The sequence below is a fragment of the Nocardia sp. NPDC050406 genome (assembly GCF_044459025.1).
GTDB lineage: Bacteria > Actinomycetota > Actinomycetes > Mycobacteriales > Mycobacteriaceae > Nocardia.
In genome coordinates, this window is the sequence record NZ_JBITIM010000003.1 from 1066188 (window position 1) to 1086975 (window position 20788).

17 protein-coding genes are annotated in these 20788 nt (G+C 69.5%); 6 read left to right on the top strand and 11 right to left on the bottom strand.

Annotation, left to right across the window (positions count from 1 at the left end; genetic code table 11):
- Positions 1–60 precede the first annotated feature (60 nt).
- Positions 61–1326 (bottom strand): ROK family protein, encoded by a 1266-nt coding sequence (locus ACIBH2_RS28305; protein ID WP_397122788.1) that lies wholly within the window; start codon positions 1324–1326, stop codon positions 61–63.
- A gap of 592 nt (positions 1327–1918) precedes the next feature.
- On the opposite strand from ACIBH2_RS28305, the gene ACIBH2_RS28310 reads away from it, so the two are divergent.
- Genes ACIBH2_RS28310 through ACIBH2_RS28335 form a run of 6 tightly spaced genes read left to right on the top strand, consistent with a single transcriptional unit; the run spans position 1919 to position 8625 of the window.
- Complete coding sequence (locus tag ACIBH2_RS28310; protein ID WP_397122790.1) at positions 1919–2686, top strand: GntR family transcriptional regulator; 768 nt, start codon at positions 1919–1921, stop codon at positions 2684–2686.
- A complete protein-coding gene (locus ACIBH2_RS28315; protein WP_397122792.1) occupies positions 2687–2914 on the top strand; it encodes a ferredoxin family protein in 228 nt (75 codons plus the stop codon).
- A 20-nt stretch (positions 2915–2934) separates the two neighbouring features.
- Positions 2935–4320 carry an ABC transporter substrate-binding protein gene (locus ACIBH2_RS28320; protein WP_397122794.1) on the top strand — a complete coding sequence of 462 codons (1386 nt, stop codon included), beginning with the start codon at positions 2935–2937 and terminating at the stop codon, positions 4318–4320.
- Positions 4317–5186, top strand: coding sequence for an ABC transporter permease (locus ACIBH2_RS28325; protein ID WP_397122796.1), 870 nt, complete (start codon positions 4317–4319; stop codon positions 5184–5186). The genes ACIBH2_RS28320 and ACIBH2_RS28325 overlap by 4 nt, the downstream gene beginning before the upstream one ends.
- Positions 5187–5197: 11 nt before the next feature.
- Positions 5198–5941, top strand: a complete 744-nt coding sequence (locus ACIBH2_RS28330; protein WP_397122798.1) for an ABC transporter ATP-binding protein — start codon at positions 5198–5200, stop codon at positions 5939–5941.
- A complete protein-coding gene (locus ACIBH2_RS28335) occupies positions 5941–8625 on the top strand; it encodes a fumarate reductase/succinate dehydrogenase flavoprotein subunit (protein ID WP_397122800.1) in 2685 nt (894 codons plus the stop codon). The genes ACIBH2_RS28330 and ACIBH2_RS28335 overlap by 1 nt, the downstream gene beginning before the upstream one ends.
- 21 nt (positions 8626–8646) lie before the next feature.
- Here ACIBH2_RS28335 and ACIBH2_RS28340 read toward each other — a convergent pair whose 3' ends face one another.
- The 10 genes from ACIBH2_RS28340 to ACIBH2_RS28385 all read right to left on the bottom strand — a co-directional run bounded on the left by ACIBH2_RS28340 (position 8647) and on the right by ACIBH2_RS28385 (position 20748).
- Complete coding sequence (locus tag ACIBH2_RS28340) at positions 8647–9783, bottom strand: LLM class flavin-dependent oxidoreductase (protein WP_397122802.1); 1137 nt, start codon at positions 9781–9783, stop codon at positions 8647–8649.
- Positions 9780–10586, bottom strand: coding sequence for a DUF1684 domain-containing protein (locus ACIBH2_RS28345; RefSeq protein ID WP_397122804.1), 807 nt, complete (start codon positions 10584–10586; stop codon positions 9780–9782). Before ACIBH2_RS28345 ends, ACIBH2_RS28340 begins: the two co-directional genes overlap by 4 nt.
- Positions 10583–11941, bottom strand: a complete 1359-nt coding sequence (locus ACIBH2_RS28350) for an NtaA/DmoA family FMN-dependent monooxygenase (protein WP_397122806.1) — start codon at positions 11939–11941, stop codon at positions 10583–10585. Before ACIBH2_RS28350 ends, ACIBH2_RS28345 begins: the two co-directional genes overlap by 4 nt.
- 8 nt (positions 11942–11949) lie before the next feature.
- Entirely contained in the window at positions 11950–13032 is a 1083-nt protein-coding gene (locus ACIBH2_RS28355) for an LLM class flavin-dependent oxidoreductase (protein WP_397122808.1), read from the bottom strand.
- Positions 13033–14658 (bottom strand): dipeptide ABC transporter ATP-binding protein, encoded by a 1626-nt coding sequence (locus ACIBH2_RS28360; protein ID WP_397122810.1) that lies wholly within the window; start codon positions 14656–14658, stop codon positions 13033–13035.
- Entirely contained in the window at positions 14658–15530 is an 873-nt protein-coding gene (locus tag ACIBH2_RS28365; protein ID WP_397122812.1) for an ABC transporter permease, read from the bottom strand. Before ACIBH2_RS28365 ends, ACIBH2_RS28360 begins: the two co-directional genes overlap by 1 nt.
- Positions 15523–16482 carry an ABC transporter permease gene (locus ACIBH2_RS28370; protein ID WP_397122814.1) on the bottom strand — a complete coding sequence of 320 codons (960 nt, stop codon included), beginning with the start codon at positions 16480–16482 and terminating at the stop codon, positions 15523–15525. Before ACIBH2_RS28370 ends, ACIBH2_RS28365 begins: the two co-directional genes overlap by 8 nt.
- 4 nt (positions 16483–16486) lie before the next feature.
- Entirely contained in the window at positions 16487–18100 is a 1614-nt protein-coding gene (locus tag ACIBH2_RS28375; RefSeq protein WP_397122816.1) for an ABC transporter substrate-binding protein, read from the bottom strand.
- The gene (locus ACIBH2_RS28380) at positions 18097–19167 is read right to left on the bottom strand and encodes an LLM class flavin-dependent oxidoreductase (RefSeq protein WP_397122818.1); all 1071 of its coding nucleotides are present in this window, start codon (positions 19165–19167) and stop codon (positions 18097–18099) included. Before ACIBH2_RS28380 ends, ACIBH2_RS28375 begins: the two co-directional genes overlap by 4 nt.
- Before the next feature lie 111 nt (positions 19168–19278).
- Positions 19279–20748, bottom strand: a complete 1470-nt coding sequence (locus ACIBH2_RS28385) for a DHA2 family efflux MFS transporter permease subunit (RefSeq protein ID WP_397122820.1) — start codon at positions 20746–20748, stop codon at positions 19279–19281.
- Between the last annotated feature and the right edge of the window lie 40 nt (positions 20749–20788).

Consider the following 20788-nt stretch of genomic DNA (forward strand, 5'->3'; position numbering starts at 1 on the left):
TCGGATACGCGAAACCCGGTCTCGCCCCGCACTTCCGGGAGGAGACCGGGTTGGCTATCGCTAGCGGGTGCGCGTCGCGCGGCGAATGGCCGAGAGCGGGTCGGCGTAGAACACGCTCAGCGAGGTGACCGCCGCGGCGGACTCCTGCACCCGACCGCCGAAGCGGCTGATTCGCAGATCGGCATCCGGCAGCGTGGTGCTCTGCGCGAAAGCCGTTGCCACCCGGTCGATTCCGGGACGGTAGCCGGTGAAGGCCTGACCGCCGAGAATCACCCGATCCGGATTGAACATATCGCGAATGAGGGCGGCGGTGCGGCCCAGGATCTCGGCCCGCTCCAGCAGCAGTTCGCGCGCCGCGTCATTGGTGTCGGCGAGCCGGTACAGGTCGGTGATCTGCGGGCGACGGGGAGCCTCCGGCTTGGGGAGGATGCCCTGACGCACGGCGCGCGAGAGGATTTCGCGCTCGCCGATGGTGGCCTCCAAGCACCCGCGCCGACCGCAGCGGCACTCCACCGACGAGCCGGTCGGCAGATGGGCGATGGAGCCCGGTCCATTGGACGGCGTGTGCACGCGATCGTGCAGGGTCACCGCCACCCCCGCGGTTTCGCGCGCGTAGATGTAGAGGCTGCTGCTGCCCGGCCGGGAATCCGGATCGCGCGGAGCGAGCAGAAGTTCGGCGGCGGCCATGGCTTCCACATGCGCGGAGACCGAAACCGGCAGGTCCAGCACGGCACTGAAGACGGCGGCCACCGGCGCGGCCTGCCACCCCAGCCGGGGATGGTCCACCACACCGGCGGCGGCGTCGACGCGCCCGGCCAGCGCCACACCGGTCCACAGCGGTTTGCGGCGCGGCAGGCGATCCAGAAAAGCCTTGGCGCTGCGGGCGACTATGGTCAGCGCCGCGTCCTGCCCGGTCTGCGGGGTGGCGATCTCGAGTCCACCGAGAATGCGCCCCGACAGGTCGGCGGCCACGATTCGGGTGACGGTGAAACCGATGTGCACGCCGAGGGTCACGAAGGTGTCGGTATCCACCTCGAACGGCACGCGCGGGCGGCCGACCGCGCCGGATGCGGTGAGGTCGGCGCGTTCTCGCAGCAGACCGGTCGAAAGCAGCGCCGACACTTGACGATTCACGGTCGCGATACTCGAACCCGTTGCCTGCGCGGCGATATCGCGAAAGATCGGCCCCCGGGTGGCTGCCCGGAGTACGGCCGCGGCCGGATTGTCCGCGATGCGCAGCTCCGGCGGTACGGCCGGACGGGCGGGAGCCAGACGCGCGGTGGTGGAGATCGGAGAATGCGGTCGCTCGATGGCGGGGCTGGACATGAGAGGAATCCTTGCTGCGGTCCCGTCGGCTGACGAGACATGTCGACATGGAGAATCGGCAGGGGCAGCGAGGAGCCCGGGACCTTACGACCCCGGGATCAGAACTCGGCTGCGCGACGGCGGGGACAACACAGCTCCCGCTGCCGCGGCAGCCGCACACCCAGCGCGACGGTCACATACGTGACTCGCGCGGCCTCGGGGCGACTGGCAGACATGTCGGTCAACTTATCATCCGACGAATCCGACACGCCAGCCCGAGCGATGCGGCCGGGAGTCGGGACTCGCGACCGCGACATCGCCGCAACCGCCGCACAATCCGAGGTCGGCAGCCGTTCACGAAGCGGCACGGAACCATCGCGCCTATCGCGATCACCCGGGCTGTCCGCATTCCGATCACCGTGATTTCAAGCCGCGATACCGGTGGTCGAGGTGGCGCAATATCGGGATTTCCCGCCGTTTGGGCTGGCGACGAAGCTCGGCGAGCGGCGTAATGCCGTAGCGGGCATGCTGTCTGTCACATCAGCGCGGCCCCAGCGTCAGCGACCGCCCTTATTCTCACAAACCGCAGGTCAACGGCGGGAAGGAGGCTGAGGTGTCGTCGGAACCCCTACCGCTGCGACTCCCCATACGCCGAGCCGATCGGGCTCGACAGGTGGCGGATGTCCTGCGGCAGCAAATACATGGCGAGGCGTTCGCGAGCGCATTGCCCTCGGAGCAGGAACTGGCCACCGATTTCGCGGTGTCCCGCAATACCGTGCGCGACGCTCTGGCCCTGTTGAAGGACGAGGGCTTGATCGAGCGCGCACCGAAGATCGGCACGCACGTGGCGCGGCGCAAGTACGACCACGGACTCGACGCCTTGCTCGGACTCAAGGAGACCCTGCGCGGACATGGCGAGGTGCGCAACGAGGTACGGGCGGCGACGCGCATCACACCGCCGCCCGCGGTGGCGCGCAAGCTGCGCCTGGAGCCCGGGCAGCAGGCCGTGTACATCGAGCGACTGCGTTATCTGGGCGATCTGCCGCTGAGTCTCGATCTCACCTACCTGGTGCCCGATATCGGTGACGAGGTCATCACCCGCGATCTGGAATCCAATGATGTGTTCGCGCTCATCGAGGAGATCAGCGGCGGCCCACTGGGTTCCGCCGATCTGGCCCTCGAGGCGATCACCGCCGACGGCCATTCGGCGGCGACCTTGCAGATGCCCGAGGGCGGCGCGCTGCTGCTGTTGGAGCGCCTGACCAAACTCGAGGACGGCCGACCGGTGGACCTCGAATACATCCGCCTGCGCGGCGACCGAATCACCATGCGCGGCAGTCTGACCCGGCCTGCCGATCGCACGGATTGGAGGGTGATCTGAATGGCTCTGGTCAATCAGCGGGCCGATGTCCCGGTGACCATCGACGAATCCCTGTGTATCCAGGGCTGCACGCTGTGCGTGGAGATCTGCCCGCTCGACTCGCTGGCGATCGACACCGACAGCGGCAAGGCGTACATGCACGTCGACGAGTGCTGGTACTGCGGCCCGTGCGCGGCGCGCTGTCCCACCGGCGCGGTCACCGTCAACATGCCGTTCCTGCTTCGCTGAAATCCCTTCTAGGACACCCTATGACGCTTCATCCCGCCCGTAGCACAGTGGCCGCGTTGGCAGCCGCTCTCGCACTGTCCGTCTCCGGCTGCTCGCTCGAGGAGGCGACGTCCGGTGACACCGTCAAGGTCGTCATCGGCTACCAGTCCAAGACCATCAATACCGTCACCGCCGGAACCCTGTTGAAGGCCAAGGGTTTTCTGGAGCGACGGCTCGACGATCTCACCGCCCGGGGCGGCGCGAAGTACCAGGTGGAGTGGCAGGACTACGACACCGGCGCACCCATCACCGCGCAGATGGTGGCCGAGAAGATCGATATCGGATCCATGGGCGACTATCCGCTGCTCATCAACGGCTCACGCACCCAGGCCAATGAGCGGTCCGAGACCGAGCTGGTCTCCATCACCGGCTACAACCCCAAGGGCGCGCTGAACATGGTTGTGGTGGCGCCGGATTCGCCCGCGCGCTCGCTCGCCGATCTGGCGGGCCGGAAGGTCTCGGCGAGTGTCGGCTCCGCGGGGCACGGCACGCTGGTGCAGGCCCTCACCAAGGCCGGTATCGACCCCGGGACCGGGGTGGAGGTGGTGAATCAGCAACCGCAGATCGGGGCGTCGGCGCTGGAATCCGGGCAGGTCGCGGCGCTGTCGCAGTTCGTGGCCTGGCCCGGCCTGCTGGTGTTCCAGAACAAGGCGAAACTTCTCTACGACGGCGCGGAGCTGAACACCCCCACCTTCCACGGTGTGGTGGCCCGACGCGATTACGCCGGGCGGCATCCGGAAGTGCTGAACGCCTTCCTGCAAGCACAGCTCGATGCCACCGACTTCATCAAGGACCAGCCCTTGGCGGCCGCGAAGATCGTCGCCGAGAACGCCGGTCTGGCCCAGGAGGTCGTGTACCTCTACAACGGGCCGGGCGGGACCTCCTTCGACACCACGCTCAAGCCGAACCTGATCGAGACGCTGAAGAGCGATGTGACCTACCTGAAGTCCATCGGCGATTTCGCGGACCTGAACATCGATGAGTTCGTCGATGACACGGCACTGCGCAAAGCCTTCGCCGAGCGCGGCGGCGCTACCTACGACACCGCCCTGGCCGCTGGTACCGAACAGTCCAAGGCGGGCGAAATCTGGCTCGCCGGAGCGGATTCCACCCAGGTCACCCCCGATTCGACCGCGCTGTTGCGCGCTGTCGGCCAGGCACGTTCCGAGGGCAAGACGGTGCGCGCGGCCTATATCCACGATGCCGAGCTCGGCACCCGCTGGTTCGCGGACAAGGCCATCTGGGTGCGCGACGGCACGACCTACCTGCCGTTCACCACACCCGCGGCGGCGCAGCGCTATCTCGCCGCGCATCCGTCGGGTGCGACACTCACCTACGACCAGGCCGTCGCCGAGGTCCGACAATGAGCACCACCACCGCTGTTCGACTCGAGGTCGGTCCCGCGCCGGTCGCCGCGGCCGTCGGGGTGCCATCGCGACCGCGACGCGGCGGCGCGGTGTGGCGGTCGCGGCTGGTACGGCTGAGTGCGGTGCTGGCGGCCATCGCGGTCTGGCAGTTCCTGACCGGCAACGACATTCGGCTGTGGATTCGCTTCGACACCTTGCCGACGGTCACCGAGACACTGCGGGCGCTGCGCACCCAGGTGGGGACCGAGACCTTCTATTTGGACCTCGGGCAGTCGCTCATCCGCATCCTGACCGGCTTCGGGCTGGCGGCCCTGATCGGTGTGACAACCGGTGTGGCACTGGGCCGTTCGCGCTGGTTCGCGGACATCTTCGGACCGCTCACCGAATTGGCCCGGCCGATTCCGGCCATCGCCATCGTGCCCGTGGCCATTCTGCTGTTCCCCGACGACGAGGCGGGCATCGTCTTCATCACCTTCGTGGCCGCGTACTTCCCGATCATGGTGTCGACGCGGCACGCGGTGCGGGCGCTGCCGACGCTGTGGGAGGACTCGGTGCGCACCCTCGGCGGCGGACGCTGGGATGTGCTGTGGCGCGTGGTCTTGCCGGGCAGCCTGCCGGGCGTATTCGGTGGGCTGTCGGTCGGTATCGGCGTGGCCTGGATCTGCGTGGTGTCGGCGGAGATGATCTCCGGTCGGCTCGGCGTCGGCTACCGCACGTGGCAGGCGTACACGATCGTCGACTACCCGGGCGTCTTCGTCGGCATCATCACCATCGGCGTGCTGGGGTACACCACCTCCGCCGCGGTGGAACTCCTCGGCCGCCGCGTGACGCGCTGGCTGCCGCGAGTTCAGGAGGTCGCGAAATGAGCGGCACGGGAATGAGTTTGCGACTGGACCGCATTCACCTGTCCTACGGCGGCGCACCGGTCATCGAGGACCTCTCCCTCGAGGTGCGGCCGGGCGAGATCCTGATTCTCACCGGCCCGTCGGGCTGTGGGAAGTCCACGGTGCTGCGGGCGCTGGCCGGGCTGCTGCGCCCGGATTCCGGCCGGGTGCTGGCCGATGGCGCGGAGGTCACCGGAACCGATCGGGACCGGGCCGTCGTCTTCCAGGACAACGCGCTGCTGCCCTGGCGTACGGTGCGCGCCAATATCGAACTGGCGTTGCGGCTGCGCGGGGAACCCCGGGCGGGGCGCCGCGAGCGGGCGGAGCAGTGGATCGACGAGGTCGGCCTCACCGGCTTCGGCGACTATCTACCCAAGAGCCTGTCGGGCGGTATGCGCCAGCGTGTGCAGTTGGCGCGTGGGCTGGCCGGTGCGCCCCGGGCCGTCATGATGGACGAACCCTTCGGCGCGCTGGACACCCAGACCCGCGCCACCGTGCAGCGCCTGCTCATCGAGACCTGGCGCACCCATCCGACCACCCTGGTCTTCGTCACCCACGATGTGGACGAGGCGCTGCTGCTGGGCGATCGCGTGGCGGTGCTCGGCCGCGCGGGCGAGCCGGTGCGCGCCCTGCTCGACATCCCGCGACCCCGCGAATCGGGCGTCGACCGCGGCGCCGCGCGCGCGGAGATCGTCGCCGCCCTGGACCAATCGATCGAACGAATCCCGGTGCCCTGATGGATATTCCAGATCTTTCCGAAACGCTGCGACTGGACTGCGATGTGCTGGTGATCGGCGGCGGTACGGCGGGCACCATGGCCGCGCTCACCGCCGCCGAGCAGGGCGCGAACGTGCTGCTGCTGGAGAAGGCGCACGTTCGCCACTCCGGTGCGCTGGCCATGGGTATGGACGGTGTGAACAATGCCGTCATCCCCGGCAAGGCCGAGCCGGAGGACTACGTCGCCGAGATCACCCGCGCCAATGACGGCATCGTCGACCAGCGCACCGTCTACCAGACCGCCACGCGCGGATTCGCCATGGTGCAGCGCCTGGAGCGCTACGGCGTGAAATTCGAGAAGGACGCCTACGGGGAGTACGCCGTGCGGCGGGTGCACCGCTCCGGGTCGTACGTACTGCCCATGCCGGAGGGCAAGGACGTCAAGAAGGCGCTGTATCGCGTACTGCGCCAACGGAAGATGCGGGAGCGGATCCGCATCGAGAACCGGCTCATGCCGGTGCGGGTGCTCACCGAGCACGGCCGCGCGGTCGGCGCGGCGGCCCTGCACACGCGCACCGGCGAGTTCGTCGCGGTGGGGGCCAAGGCGGTGATTCTGGCGACGGGTCCGTGCGGTCGGCTGGGGCTGCCCGCCTCCGGATATCTCTACGGCACCTACGAGAACCCGACCAATGCGGGAGACGGCTATGCCATGGCCTACCACGCGGGCGCCGAACTCTCCGGTATCGAATGCTTCCAGATCAATCCGCTCATCAAGGACTACAACGGTCCGGCCTGCGCGTATGTGGCCAATCCCTTCGGCGGTTACCAGGTGAACGCGCTCGGTGAGCGATTCGTGGACTCCGACTACTGGTCGGGTCAGATGATGGCGGAGGTGAAGCGCGAGATCGAATCGGCGCGCGGCCCGATCTATCTGAAGGTCTCGCATCTGCCGACGGAGACCCTCGACACCCTCGAGGGCATTCTGCACACCACCGAACGGCCCACCCGAGGCACCTTCCACGCCAATCGCGGTCATGACTACCGCACCCACGATATCGAGATGCACATCTCCGAAATCGGTTTGTGCGGTGGACATTCGGCCTCGGGCGTCTGGGTGGACGAGCACGCCCGCACCACGGTGCCGGGCCTGTACGCGGCCGGGGATCTGGCCTGTGTGCCGCACAACTACATGATCGGCGCGTTCGTCTTCGGCGATCTCGCCGGAGCGCACGCCGCGAGCACCCTCGCCGAGGTGGAGGCGCCCGCGCGGCTGCCCTCGGACCAACTGGCGGCCGCGCACGAGTTGATCTACCGACCGCTGCGGCAACCCGACGGACCGCCGCAGGCACAGGTCGAGTACAAACTGCGGCGCTTCGTGAACGACTATGTGGCCCCGCCGAAAACGGCCACCAAACTCTCGCTCGCCATCGAGACCTTCGAGCGAATGCGCGAGGAGATCGCCGGAATGGGGGCGTTGACGCCGCACGAGCTCATGCGGTGCGCGGAGGTGACGTTCATTCGCGACTGCGCGGAGATGGCGGCGCGTTCCTCGTTGACCCGCACCGAATCTCGCTGGGGCCTCTACCACGAGCGCGCCGATCTGCCCGAACGCGACGATGTCGAGTGGCGCTATCACCTCAACCTGCGCAAGGGCGGCGACGGCGCCATGGAATTCCTGAAGCGTCCTGTCGCACCGTATTTCGTACCGGTGCCCGGACTCGATGAACTGCCTTCCAATGAGGCGGCCGCCATCGCGGTGAAGCAGCCCGCACTCGTCGCCAGTCCACCCTTCGTCGGCGGCGAGGTGCGCACTGCCGGGCCCACTCCCCTCGTCACCACGCGGACCGTGGCACCACGCATCGCCGCGGTGTTGAGTCTGGATTCGCCCGGCGTAGCGGAACTCGCCCAGTACCTGGATGATTCGGACCCACAGGTGCGGGCCACGGCCCTGTCGGTGCTCACCGAGGGCACGCCCGATGGATTCGGCGACAGGCTCGTCGACGCGCTCGGCGACAGCGATGCGGGGGTACGCGCCGTCGCGGTGGGCGGTCTGCGGGAACTGGTCGAGATCCTGCCCGCCGCGGACGGTCTGATCGAGCACGCGGATTCCCCGGACCCGGTCGTGCGTGCGGCCGTCGTCGATCTGTTGCGCGCCTTGCGTTCCGGGAATCCCGAACTGTTCGCCAAAGCCGCCGTGGACCCGGACCACCGGGTGCGGATCGCGGCGGTCGCGGCCCTCGTATCGCTGGACGATTGGGCCGCGCTCACCACGGCCGCACACGACGAGAACCGCGAGGTGCGGATCGCGGCGGCCCGTGGCCTGGCGACGGTGGGCAGCGGCGGTGCCGATACCGTCCGGGCACTGACCGGCGACCGCGATCCGCTGGTGCGCGCGGCCGCCCTCACCGCGCTGGCCCGCCTGGGTACCGCCGAGGACGCCCCGACACTGGTTGCCGCACTCCAGGATTCGGCGTGGCAGGTCCGTGAGGGGGCCGCGCGCGGCTGCTCCGGCCTCGGCCCCGCGCTCGCCGCACCGGCGCTGCGCGAGGCCCTCGACGATGTGCACCCGGACATTCGCAAGGCGGCCGTCGTGACTCTCGGGAACTGGCCCGATACAGCCTCCGTACGCGAAGCCCTGCGCATCGCGTTGGGCGACACCGATGCCGACGTGCGCGCCTATGCGCGCAGGGCGCTGGCCGGATAGGCACCGGAGGTGCGCGCCGGGTCAGGCGGCGCGCACATCCTGGGCCAGACCCCACTCCCGAGCCAGCAGGCGGTGGGATTCGAGTCGGTCGGCGTGGTCGTAGGTGACGCTGGTGATGAGGATTTCGTCCGCGCCGGTGAGTTGTTGCAGGGCGCGTAGGCGTTCGGCGACGGTGGCGGGCGAGCCGACGAACTGGGTGGTCGTGCGGTCGTCCACGAGGCGCTGCTGCTGGTCGGTGAGGGGCGGTGCGGTGGCGGGGTCGAGGTATTCGGCGGCACCGGCGCCGCTGCGGATGCTGTAGACCCAGTGGCCGTAGCTGGCGGCGAGGCGCTGGGCCGTGGCGTCGTCCTCGGCCACCACCACGTCGGCGGAGACCACCAGATAGGGGTGTGGATGCTCCGGCGAGGGCTGGAACGATTCGCGGTAGCCCGCCACGGTCTCGAGGATATGGCCGGGTGAGACATGGTAATTCGCGGCGAAGGGCAGTCCGAGGCGTCCGGCCAGGCGCGCGCTCTCGCCGCCGCTGCTCCCGAAGAGCCAGACCCGGACATCCGCGCCCTCGCCGGGGACCGCGTGCAGGTCCACACCCTCGGTGGTGGTGAAGTCACCGCGCAGCAGCGCCAGGATCTCCTCGACCTGTCGGCCGTACGGAAGTGGTTCGGCCCCAGGCAGATACAGCGCTTCCTGCGCGGCCGCGGCGCGAGTGGTGTCCAAGCGCTGGTTGGGGGTGAAGGGGGCGGGAATGACCACGCCGTCGCGCACCTCGGTGCGCCGCTCCCGTGCGGGCGTGGGCGGTACCCCGGCCGAGCGCAATTGCGCGCCGCGGTGGCCGGAACGGCCGAGCCCGAGGTCGAGCCGCCCCGGGTAGAGCGCGTCGATGGTGCCGAAGGCCTCCACCACCGACGCCGAGGTGTGGTGCCCGAGTTGGATGGCGGCCGTACCCAATCGAATCGAGTCCGTGGCCGCGGCGATCAGCCCGAGCAGGGTGGTCGGGGCGGAGCTCGCGGTCTTGACGAAGTGGTGTTCGGCCAGCCAGAAGCGGTGGTATCCCCAGCGTTGCGCGTGCTGCGCCAGATCGATGGTGTTGCGCAGCGCCTGCCGGACATCGGATCCGGCACTGATCGGTGAGAGGTCCAGAATCGAGAGTGGGATGGTCATGCGGTGTGGTCCTTTCCTGGATCCTTCTCACCGGCTTCGACGGCCACCGGCAGCCGGTTCCGCGCCGGAGCGACCGGGCAGGTCGCGTAATCGGTGAACGCGCAGGGCAGATTGGCCGCGCGGTTGAAGTCGAGGGCGAGGGTGCCGTCGGCGGCCGGACGGCCCAGGTCCAGGCGACGCGCACCCGGGTAGGTGGTGTCGCCGCTGGTGGCGTCGGTGAACAGCAGGTGCAGTCCGGTGTTGGCGTTGCCGAACGCGATGAGCCGGTATTCGGCGTCGTCGAGCCGGAACCTGACGGTCCCGGCCGAGACGTGGTGGTGCTGGAGACCGTCGACCACCGCGCCCGTGGTGACGACCTGGGCTGTCTCGTAGGGCTCGAAGTCGGCGGTGAGCACCCAGCGCGGATCCGGCTGGTACGTCGGAATTTCCGTGAACGCCGCGAGACTCGGCGCGGCCGGATCGTGCACCCGCAGCGCGAATTGTCCACTGCGACGGATGATTTCGACGATCCGCGCACCGGCGTGCACCTCCAGCCCCGGCGCGCCCTCGCCGGGGGTGAGGACCGCCGATTCGACGATCGGCTCCCCATCGAAGGTCAGCTCACCGGATGCGACGGTCACATAGACGTTGTCTCGGTCCGAGCGCCAGCGGCCCGGCACGCCCTCGAAGCTCTGATCGGCGTAGTCGAGCCAGTACAGCCCGGTGAGACTGAGCCAGCCGAGGGGTTGGCGCGCCCACCGCTCGCGCTCGGCGCGCCAGCTCTGCCAGCGCTGGTCGAATTCGGTTGTGGTCGCGGTGGTCATGAGGCGCGGGCTCCTTCGCTGCGGTGGTGGGGGTGGCGCACGCCCAGGTGTTCGCGCAGGGTCGTGCCGGTGTACTCGGTGCGGAAACTGCCCAGCTCCTGGAGTTCCGGCACGACCTTGTCGACGAATTCGTCGAGTCCGGCCGGGGTGAGGTGCGGGACGAGGACGAAGCCGTCGGCGGCATCGCTGCGCACGTAGCGGTCGATCTCGGCGGCTACCTGGGCGGGCGTGCCGATGAACTGCTGGCGGGTGGTGACGGCGATGATCAGCTCGCGAATGCTGAGCCCCTCGGCCGCCGCGCGCTCGCGCCAGGCCGCGGCCACGGCGCGCGGATCCTTGTGGTGGCGCACGCGTCCGCGGGTGATGTTCACATCCTCGGCGGGTTCGATATCGGGCAGCGGTCCGTCGGGGTCGTAACCGGAAAGGTCACGGCCCCAGACCTGTTCGAGGAAGGCGATGGCCGTCTGCGGACCGACCTGCTGCAACCGGATGTGCCGGGCGCGTTCGGCCGCCTCCTCCGGCGTATCGCCGAGGACGAAGGTGGCGGCGGGCAGGATCTTCAGGTCGTCGCGAGCGCGCCCGTACTTGGCGAGCCGGTCCTTCACATCGGAGTAGAAGCGCTGGCCGTCGGCGAGTTCACCGTGCGCGCTGAAGATGGCGTCGGCCTTGGCGGCGGCGAATTCGCGGCCCTCGTCGGAGTCACCGGCCTGAATCTGCACGGGATAGCCCTGGGGACTGCGCGGCAGCACGAATTCACCTTCGATATCGAACTGATCGCTGGTGAACCGCACCGAGGGCACCGGTCGCGCGAAGGTGCCCTGCGCGCGGTCGATGACGAGAGCATCGGCCCGCCAGCTGTCCCACAGCGCACGCGTGGCGTCGACCATCTCGGCGGCGCGCGTATAGCGCTTGGCGTGCTCGAGATAGCCGCCGCGCCGGAAGTTCTCGCCGGTGAAGGCATCCGACGAGGTGACCGCGTTCCAGGCCGCGCGGCCACCCGACAGGTGGTCCAGTGTCGCGAATTGCTTTGCCAGCTCGAAGGGTTCGTTGTAGGTGGTGTTGATGGTCCCGGCCAGGCCGAGCCGCTCGGTGACACCGGCGAGCGCGTTGAGCACGGTGAACGTATCCGGCCGCCCGACCACGTCCAGGTCGTGGATGCGCCCCCGGTGTTCGCGCAGCCGCAGCCCCTCGGCGAGGAAGAAGAAGTCGAACAGTCCGCGTTCGGCGGTGCGGGCCAGGTGGACGAAGGAGTCGAACTCGATCTGGCTCTTGGATTCCGGATCCGTCCACACGGTGGTGTTGTTGACGCCCGGGAAGTGGGCGGCGAGGTGAATCTGCTTGCGTAGCTTGGGCATAGCGCTCCTCAGGCGGGGGCGTAGCGGTTGGCGGGGCGGGGCAGGCCGAGACGGCCGCGCAGGGTGGGGGTGAGCAGGGGCAGGTGCGCGAGGGCGGCGGGGAGCGCGAGGGGCCGCAGGACGATGCCGTCCGCGGCGCATTCGGCGACCGCCTGATCGAAGAGGTCGCGCAACTCGCCGGGAGTTCCTATGTGCCGCAGGGTTTTCGGCGCGGCCGACGGCGACCAGTCCTCCAAGGCCGCGACCTCCAGCGCGGCGGTGTCGGCATTGTCGGCCAGATGGGTTTCGATATCGAGCAGCACCCGTACCCGATCGGCGTCGCGCCCGGCCGCGGTGACGGCGGCCCGCACTTCGTAGCGCAGCGCCGCGGCGGCGGCCAGCGTGGGCGCGGCAATGCGCACGATATCGGCGCGGTGCACGGCCAGCCGGGTGCTGTGCGGCCCGTCCGCGCGCACCGCCACCAGCGGCTGCCCCTGCGGCGAGCGCGGGGTGATGGACGGTCCCTTCACCGAGAAGTGCGTACCCGCGAAGTCGATGTAGTGCAGTTTGTCGCGGTCGATGAAGCGGCCGGTGGCGGCGTCGCGAATCTCGGCGTCGTCCTCCCAGCTGTCCCACAGGCGCGTGACCACCTCGATGGCCTCGTCGGCCTCGTGCCACAGTTCCGGTTCGTACTGAGTCCGCTTGCGGCCGAACAGCTTCGCCTGCTCGGCTCCGGGCGAGACGGTGACCTCCCATCCGGCGCGGCCGTGGGTGGCGAAGTCCAGGCTGGCGATGGCCTTGGCGAGGTGGAACGGTTCGGTGTGCGTAACCGGGGCCTGTGGAATCAACCCGATGCGGCGGGTGGCCGCGGCGGACCGGGCGGCCACCGCCACCGCGTCCAGGCGGCCGAGCGCGCCGACGGGTTGCAGCGCGAAAGAGTCCGGCAGGAAGGCGAAGTCGATGCCCGCGTCCTCGGCGGCGGTAATGGCGTCGAGCCAGTACTCGGCCGAGAACAGTTCCTCCGCCCGCGAATCCGCGCGACGCCAGGAGGCGGGGTGAATGCCCGTGCCGGACAGTTCCAGGCCGAGCAGCAGTGGTGACGAGTGCGGCATTCAGGCGGTCCTTTCGATCGGGGCCGAAGACGGTGCGACCGGTATCGCGGAGAGGAGCTCACGCGTGTACTCGTGGGTGGGGCGCTCGAAAATCTCCGCGGTGGCGGCGGTTTCGACAATGCGCCCCGCGCGCATGACCGCCACCCGGTCGCTGAGGCGGCGGACCACCGCCAGATCGTGGGAGATGAACAGGTAGGCCAGATTCAGTTCGTCGCGCAGCCGTTCGAGCAGTTCCAGGATCTGCGCCTGCACCGAGACGTCCAGGGCGGAGACCGGTTCGTCCAGGACCACCAGGTCGGGGTGCAGCGCCAGCGCGCGGGCGATGGCGACGCGCTGTTGCTGGCCGCCGGACAGTTCGGCCGGGTGCCGGTCCAGGAAGCTCGCGGGCAGTGCGACCTGCTCCAGCAGTTCGGCCGCGCGGTCCCGGCGGGCGGCGCGGTCGCCGATGCCGAAGGCCTGCAACGGTTCCGCGATGATGCGCGCGATGCTGAGTTTGGGATTCAGTGAGGCATAGGGGTTCTGGTAGACGATCTGGATACGGCGGCGCAGGTCGCGCAGCGCCGCACCGCGCAGCGCGGCGATATCCTGCCCGTCGAAGCGCACGGTGCCCGTGTCCGGCGTGACGAGCCGGGCCACCAGGCGCGCCGTGGTGGTCTTGCCGGAGCCGGATTCCCCGACGATGGACAGGGTTTCGCCGCGGTCGATGTAGAGCGCCACGTCGTCCACGGCCACGAAGGTCCGGGATTCGGCCTTGGTCGGGCGCAGCGCGGAACCGAGATGGTAGGTCTTGCGCAGCCCCGTGGCGGCGAGCAGGGGTTGCTCCGCGCGCGGGCGGGCGGGCCGCACGGCGGTCGTCAGGCTCGGAGCAGCCGCGAGCAGCCGTTTCGTGTACTCGTGTCGAGGATTGGCCAATAGTTCGGCGGCAGCGCCGGTTTCGACGATCTGGCCGCGCCGCATGACGGCGATGCGGTCGGCGCGTTCGGCGGCGACCCCGAGATCGTGGGTGATGAGCAGGACGGCCGTGCCGTATTCGGCGGTGCACGCCGCGAGATGGTCCAGAATCCGGCGCTGCACGGTGACGTCGAGGGCGCTGGTGGGCTCGTCGGCGATCACCAGCTCCGGCGCGCAGGCCAGGGCGATGCCGATGAGAACGCGCTGGCGCTGACCACCGGAGAGGTCCTGGGGATACTGCCGGGCCCGCAGCTCGGGTCGGTCCAGACCCGCCTCGGCGAGAATGCGCACCGCCCGCGCCCGCGCGGTGCGGCGGTCGGCGCGGCCGTGCACGCGCAGCACCTCGGCGACCTGATCGCCGATGCGCAGCACCGGATTCAACGAGGTACCGGGGTCTTGGGGGACGAGGCCGATGCGCGCGCCCCGAATCCCCTGGAGCGCACGGGAACCGAGCCGGTCGAGCCGCGACCCGTCGAAGGTGATCTCACCCCCGGTCACCTCCCCACCCCGCAACAGTCCGATGACCGCGTGCGCGAGAGTGGACTTTCCGGAGCCGGATTCGCCCACGAGCGCGAGGGTTTCACCCCGGTGCACGGTCAGCGAGACGCCGTCGACAGCCGTGGTGACGCCCGCGTACCGGACACTCAGATTCTCGATCCGCAGCAGTTCGCTCATCACAGGTCACCACGTCCGAGTTGGCGGGCAATGCGCTGCGCCGCGAGGACAACGGCGACGATGACCAGTCCCGGGATGGTGGTGAGCCACCAGGCCGAGGCGAGGAAATTGCGGCCTTCGGAGATGAGGGTGCCCCATTCGGGTGTCGGCGGCACCGCGCCGTAGCCGAGAAAACTGAGCGAGGCGACGGCCAGGACGGCCACTCCGAATTCGACGGCGGCCAGGGCGGCCACCGGCCCGTAGGCATTGCGCAGCACATGGCGCAGCAGCACCGTGTGCCAGCGCACCCCCGAGGCGAAGGCGGCCTCCACGTACGGGGCCCGCCGTACCCGCAGCACCTCCGCGCGCATGACCCGGGCGAAGCGGGCGATGAGCGCGATACCCACCGCGATGGCGATATTGCGGGTGCCGACGCCGAGCACGGTGACGATGGCCAGCGACATGAGCAGTTCCGGAATCGCCAGCGCCACATCGACCGCGCGGCTGAGCGCGGCATCCACGGCGCCGCCGACGGCCCCGGCGACCAGTCCGACCAGTGAGCCGACGACCAACCCGATGGCGACCGCGAAAACGACCGCGGCCAAGGACAATCCCGCCGCGTGGACGACGCGGGTGTAGAGGTCGCGACCCAGATTGTCGGTGCCGAACCAGTGCTCGGCACTCGGCGGCCGGAATTTCCGCGCGGGCGTCGCTGCCAGCGGATCGCCCCCGGCGAACAGCGACGGCGCCGCCGCCCAGCCGATCACCAGCAGCAGGGTCGCGACGGCCACGGCAAGTCCGGCATGGGCGCGCAGCGACTTCCACGCCACCGACGGGACACGCGGTGTGGTCGGCCGTTCCAGGACGACGACACCGGCCGGAACATCAGACATGAGCGCGCTCCTTGGACGAGCCGGACGGGGCGACACGGGGATCGAGGAAGGGGTGAACCAGATCGACGGCCAGGTTGACCAGGACGAAGGCCAGCGCACTCAGCACGACAATGCCTTGGACCACCGGAATGTCCTGGTAGAGCACGGCATTCTGGGTGAGCCGCCCGAGACCGGCACGGGCGAAGACGTTCTCGACCACCACGGAACCGGCGAGCACCGTGCCGACCCACAGGCCCGCCACGGTCAGGGCGGGGGTGAGCGCGGGACGCAGCACGTGGCGCAGCTGCACCCAGCGCCGTGACGCGCCCTTGGCGAAGGCCACCTCCACGAACGGCTGCCGCCAAGTGCTGTCCAGGCCGCTGTAGAGCACCTGCGCGATCACCGCACCCACCGGAATGGCGAGGGTGATCGCGGGCAGGATGGTGCCCGCGAATCCGCTGCCGCCGAAGGCCGGGACCAGTCGCAACTGGAACGAGAAGACCTGTAGCAGCAGCAGTCCCACCCAAAAGGTCGGCAACGCCGCCCCGACCGGCGGCAGCGAGGTGAGCAGACCGCGTACCCAGGGCCGCCGCACATACGCGGCGGTGCAGGCCAACGCGCCGCCGAACACCAACGCCAACGCCATGGCCGTCGAGGCCAGCGCCAAGGTGGAGGGCAGCGCCTCGATGATGGCCCGGGTCACGGGTTGGCCATTGCTGATCGAATGACCGAGGTCACCGCGCACCGCATGGGTGAGCGCCGTCCAATACTGTTGCCACAGCGGCTGATCCAGACCGTATCGAGCCTTCAGCTCCGCCACCGCGTTCGCGTCCACCGGCGTACCCGGCGCGGCGTCGAGCGCCACCGACACCGGGTCCGACGGCAACAGGAACAGCACCGCGAACGACAGCGTGAACGCCGCCCACAGGACCCCCACCGCCTGGAGAAGTCGTCCGATCACATAGCGGCCCACGGCTTCACCTCCGCACCCAGGTGTCGTGGAATTGCAGCCGGGCGGAGGCGTCGAAGGTCAGGTCGGCGACGGTCGAGGCGACGCCGATGGCCTGGGACAGTTCGATGGTCGGAATCCACAGGCCCTCGTCGAGCACCGCGCGCTGCGCGTCGCCGAGAATGCGGCCGCGCTCGGCGGGATCGGTCGCCGAAAGTTGCTGGGCGAGTCGGCTGTCCAGCGCCGGTACCGGACCGCGACCGTTCAGGTTGCGCTGGTCCACGCCGAAGGTGGTGCGGAGGATATCGCCGTCGGCCCGGGTGGTGTTGTAGTAGACGGTGTCGAAATCCCGCGCGTTCTGGCGGGCCGTCGACTCCGACACCGAGACCGGTTCCAACCGCAGATCGACGCCCACCTTGCGCAGTTGCTGCTGCACCAGTTCGAGAATCGCCTGGTTCCCCGCGAAGGCCGGGGCGAAGACGACGCCGAAGGAGAGCCGCTGACCGTCCTTGGCCCGGATACCGTCGGCGCCGGGCGCCCATCCGGCCTGGTCGAGAATCCGCCTGGCGGCGTCGGGGTCGTACTTCAGCCGCGCGGACAGGTCGGTGTAGCCGGGCGTGCGGCTGGCCAGCGAGCTGGTGCCGGTCTTGAACTCCGGGCCGAGCACGGTGTCGATCAGCTCCTGCCGGTCGATGGCCGGTAGCAGCGCCGTCCGCACGGCCGGATCGGTGAGCGCGCCGCGAGTCACATTGGGCTGCAACCCGAATGGCACTCCCGGATTGGCGGTGTACTGCACCCGCCCGCCACCGGCTTCGATCTGCGGAGCGTCCTGCGGCAGGGCATCGCTGATGGCGTCGAGCTGCCCGGAGGCGAGACTGCCGGTGCGCACCCCGGATTCGGGCACGACGGTGAAGGCGATGCCATCCAAGTACGCCTCGCCCTGGTTCGCGAAGACCGCTGAGCCCCACCGGTATCCGACGCGCTTGGTCAGGGTCGCCGAGGCGTTCTGCCGGTATTCGGTATAGGTGAACGGCCCACTGCCGATATTCGTCCCGTCGCAGCGCGCGTCGGCGGACTTCGCCACCGTCGCCTCGGACTGGATACCCAGCTGCGGTGTCGAAGTCGCTTGGAGGAACTGCACATTCGGCGTGTCGAAGTCGACGCGGACGGTATTCGCGTCGACCACCGTCGATCCGGTGTATCCGGCCAGGTAGCTGGCGGCCAACGGGGCCTTGGCCCCGCCCAGCGCCACGATGGCGTCGAAGTTCTTCTTCACCGACTCCGCCGTCAGCGGGGTGTTGTCGCTGAAGGTGATGCCTTCCTTCAAGCGGAAGGTGAACGATTTCGCGTCCGAGCTCACGAACCAGCTCTGCGCCAGCCACGGCCTGATCTCACCGCTCTCGGGGTCCTGATCGACCAGCGAGTCCACGATCTGACGGGTCACGTAGATGGTCTGGTTCGTCCCCGACTGCGCCGGATCCGAGCAGGTCGGCGCGGACGCGAGCCCATAGCGCAGGATGCCGCCCGGCCGCGGCGGTCCGGAAGGCTCCCCGCCGCCGCTCTCCGCGCCGCACGCGGCCAGACCGAGGGTCGCGGCCAGCGCGCCGAGCAGTGCCGTGGGACGGGCGAGGGATCGTTTCATCGAGCGGCTCCGGTGAGATAGCGGTCCGCGCCGAGGGGGCGGCTCGGAATGTGTTGGCGCAGTACGGGTGCGACCTCGGACTGGAAGAGTTCGAGGCTGTCGCGATGCTGGGTGTCGGTGAGTCCGTCGCTGTCGGCGCTCAGGTGGATGACCTCGTGGCCGAAGGCCTCGTGGTAGCGGTGCACCTTGGCGAGCACCTGTTCCGGGCTGCCGATGAGCGCGGAACTGCGCGCGACGAAATCCTCGACGGTGTCGAAGACGATCGGCAGGCCGCGCTGGGCGAAGGCGGCCCGGCGAGCCTGGAAAATGGGCCGGTAGATATCGACGGCCTGCTGCGAGGTGCGCGTGACCAGCACTCCGGCCGTGCCCGCGCCGACCAGGGCCTCGGCCGGATCGTGGCCGAAGGCCGCCCACTGTTCGCGGTAGTGCCGCACCAGTTCGGCGTACGGTTCGATCGGATTGGTGACATTGGCCGAGAACAGCGGGTCACCGTTGCGGGCGGCGAACTCCGCCGACTCCCGGCTCGTCGCACTGCCGTGCCAGATGCGCAGGTGCGGCTGCCAGGGTCGCGGCAGCGCCTTGGCGTCGGTGAGCGAGGGCCGGAACTGCCCCACCCAGGTGACGTGCTCGCTGGCCCACAGCTTCCGGAACAGTTCGTAGCCCTCGCGATTGCGCTCCCACTGGTCGGCGGTGGTGACGTGGAAGAGTTTGGCCTGCGCCGCGCCATTGCCCTTGCCGATGATGAGTTCGAGGCGGCCGCCGGAGAGATTGTCCAGCGTGGCGTAGTCCTCGAAGGCCCGCACGGGATCGAGCAGGCTCAGTGTCGTCACCCCGGTGAACAGCGCCAGCCGCGTGGTGACGGCGGCGATATGGCTGAGCACCACCGGCGGCGCGGAGGAAATGAACGGATCCTCGTGGCGCTCGCCGACCGCGAATCCGTCGTAGCCCAGTTCCTCGGCCAGGTGGGCGCTGTCCACCACCCGCCGCAGCCGCTCGCGCGGCGATTCGACCTGGCCGGTGACCGGGTCGGGTTGGTGGGTGATGAGGGTGAGCAGCAGGAACTTCATCGGTCATCCCTTCTCCGCTCCGGATGGTGGGATCACGATATGAACCGCGGTGGTGCGCTGTCGCCGGTCCCGATCACGGTGAATCGAATTGCCGTGATCGGGATTTCGCGGCTACCGGGCGGCCGGGCGGTGCCGGGGCAGCCACAGCGCGGGGACGAGCGCCAGCGCCATGACGAGCACGGCCCAGCCGTAGGTGCCGCGGAAGGCGTCCGCCAGGCTCTGCGCGACAGCGGGATCGACGGCGGCGGCGTGCGCGGTTTCCAGGGTCGCGCCGTCGGCTTCGCGCATCATGGCCGCGCTCAGCAGGACCGCGATGGCGGCGCTGCCGATGGCGGCGGCCGCCTGCTGGACGATGCTGATGGCGGTGGTGGCCGCCGGAATGGATTCCGCTGGGAGAGCGCGGGTTCCGGTGGTCATGGTCGGCATGATGGTCGCGCCGACGCCGATGCCCATGACGATTCCCGCGAGGGCGATGCGCCAGAAGGCGGTGTCGGCGTGGATCTGAGTGGTCAGCAGCGCGAATCCCGCTGCCGCCGTGGTGATTCCGACCAGCACGATACGGCCGGGCGCGATACGGTCGGTGAGGCGTCCGGCGATCTGCATGGTGATACCGGTGGCGAGCACCTGGGGAATTCCGTAGAGCCCCGCCTCGGTGGCGGAGAGTCCGCGCACCACCTGCCAGTACAGCGGGCCCAGCAGCATGGAGCCGAAGTACGCGCCATTGAACAGGACCAGGGTGGTGGCCGCCGAGCGGAAGGCGCGGTGGGCGAACAGGTTCAGGTTGATGAGGGGATGGTCCACGCGCAGTGCGCGGACCACGAAACCGGTGATCAGCACGGCTCCGGCGAGGGCGGGCAGCAGTGCGGCGGGGGTGGTGAAGTCGGCGCGCTCACCGCCGGTGGCGACGCCGTAGATGAGCAGGGCCAGACCGGGTGAGAGCATGAGCAGGCCGGGCAGGTCGAGCGGCGCGGTGGGCTGCGGGGTGTCGGCGGCGAGGATTCGGCTCGCGCCGAGCAGGGCGACGGCGGCGATGGGCAGGTTGATCAGGAAGATCCAGCGCCAGGAGGCGTGATCCACCAGCCAGCCGCCCAGGACCGGTCCCGCCAGCGGCCCGACCAGCACCGGAATACCCAACAGCGCCATGGTGCGGCCGAGGCGCGCCGGATCGGCGGCGCGCATCATGATGGTCATGCCGATGGGCATGATCATGCCGCCGCCGAGACCCTGGACGACGCGAAAGACGATGAGCGACTCCGCGTTCCAGGCCAGACCGGCCAACAGCGAGCCCAGCGCGAACAGGGCGATGGCGGTGAGGTACAGCCGTTTGACTCCGAATCTGCCCATGGCCCAAGCGGTTACGGGGATGACGGTGGCCAGGGCGAGGGTGTAGCCGGTGGCCACCCAGGCGATGGTGGCGAGCGGGGCCCGGAAGGCTCCGGCGAGGGGCTCGAGGGCCACATTGACGATGGTGGTGTCGAGGACGGTCATGATGGAGGCCAGCACGACCACGGTCGCGGTGGCGGCCAGGGTCGGCGGGGCGACGACCGGAAGGGGCCGGGCCGGAGCGAGTGTCGCGTTCATGGCGGGAACGCTAGGGAGGGGGCGCGGGTGTTCGCCTCTG

Coding starts and splice junctions, on each gene's coding strand:
- ACIBH2_RS28385 (WP_397122820.1), bottom strand. CDS start 20,748: ATGAACGCGACACTCGCTCCGGCCCGGCCCCTTCCGGTCGTCGCCCCG.
- ACIBH2_RS28350 (WP_397122806.1), bottom strand. CDS start 11,941: ATGCCCAAGCTACGCAAGCAGATTCACCTCGCCGCCCACTTCCCGGGC.
- ACIBH2_RS28335 (WP_397122800.1), top strand. CDS start 5,941: ATGGATATTCCAGATCTTTCCGAAACGCTGCGACTGGACTGCGATGTG.
- ACIBH2_RS28380 (WP_397122818.1), bottom strand. CDS start 19,167: ATGAAGTTCCTGCTGCTCACCCTCATCACCCACCAACCCGACCCGGTC.
- ACIBH2_RS28365 (WP_397122812.1), bottom strand. CDS start 15,530: ATGTCTGATGTTCCGGCCGGTGTCGTCGTCCTGGAACGGCCGACCACA.
- ACIBH2_RS28315 (WP_397122792.1), top strand. CDS start 2,687: ATGGCTCTGGTCAATCAGCGGGCCGATGTCCCGGTGACCATCGACGAA.
- ACIBH2_RS28330 (WP_397122798.1), top strand. CDS start 5,198: ATGAGTTTGCGACTGGACCGCATTCACCTGTCCTACGGCGGCGCACCG.
- ACIBH2_RS28345 (WP_397122804.1), bottom strand. CDS start 10,586: ATGACCACCGCGACCACAACCGAATTCGACCAGCGCTGGCAGAGCTGG.
- ACIBH2_RS28355 (WP_397122808.1), bottom strand. CDS start 13,032: ATGCCGCACTCGTCACCACTGCTGCTCGGCCTGGAACTGTCCGGCACG.
- ACIBH2_RS28325 (WP_397122796.1), top strand. CDS start 4,317: ATGAGCACCACCACCGCTGTTCGACTCGAGGTCGGTCCCGCGCCGGTC.
- ACIBH2_RS28340 (WP_397122802.1), bottom strand. CDS start 9,783: ATGACCATCCCACTCTCGATTCTGGACCTCTCACCGATCAGTGCCGGA.
- ACIBH2_RS28320 (WP_397122794.1), top strand. CDS start 2,935: ATGACGCTTCATCCCGCCCGTAGCACAGTGGCCGCGTTGGCAGCCGCT.
- ACIBH2_RS28305 (WP_397122788.1), bottom strand. CDS start 1,326: ATGTCCAGCCCCGCCATCGAGCGACCGCATTCTCCGATCTCCACCACC.
- ACIBH2_RS28360 (WP_397122810.1), bottom strand. CDS start 14,658: ATGAGCGAACTGCTGCGGATCGAGAATCTGAGTGTCCGGTACGCGGGC.
- ACIBH2_RS28375 (WP_397122816.1), bottom strand. CDS start 18,100: ATGAAACGATCCCTCGCCCGTCCCACGGCACTGCTCGGCGCGCTGGCC.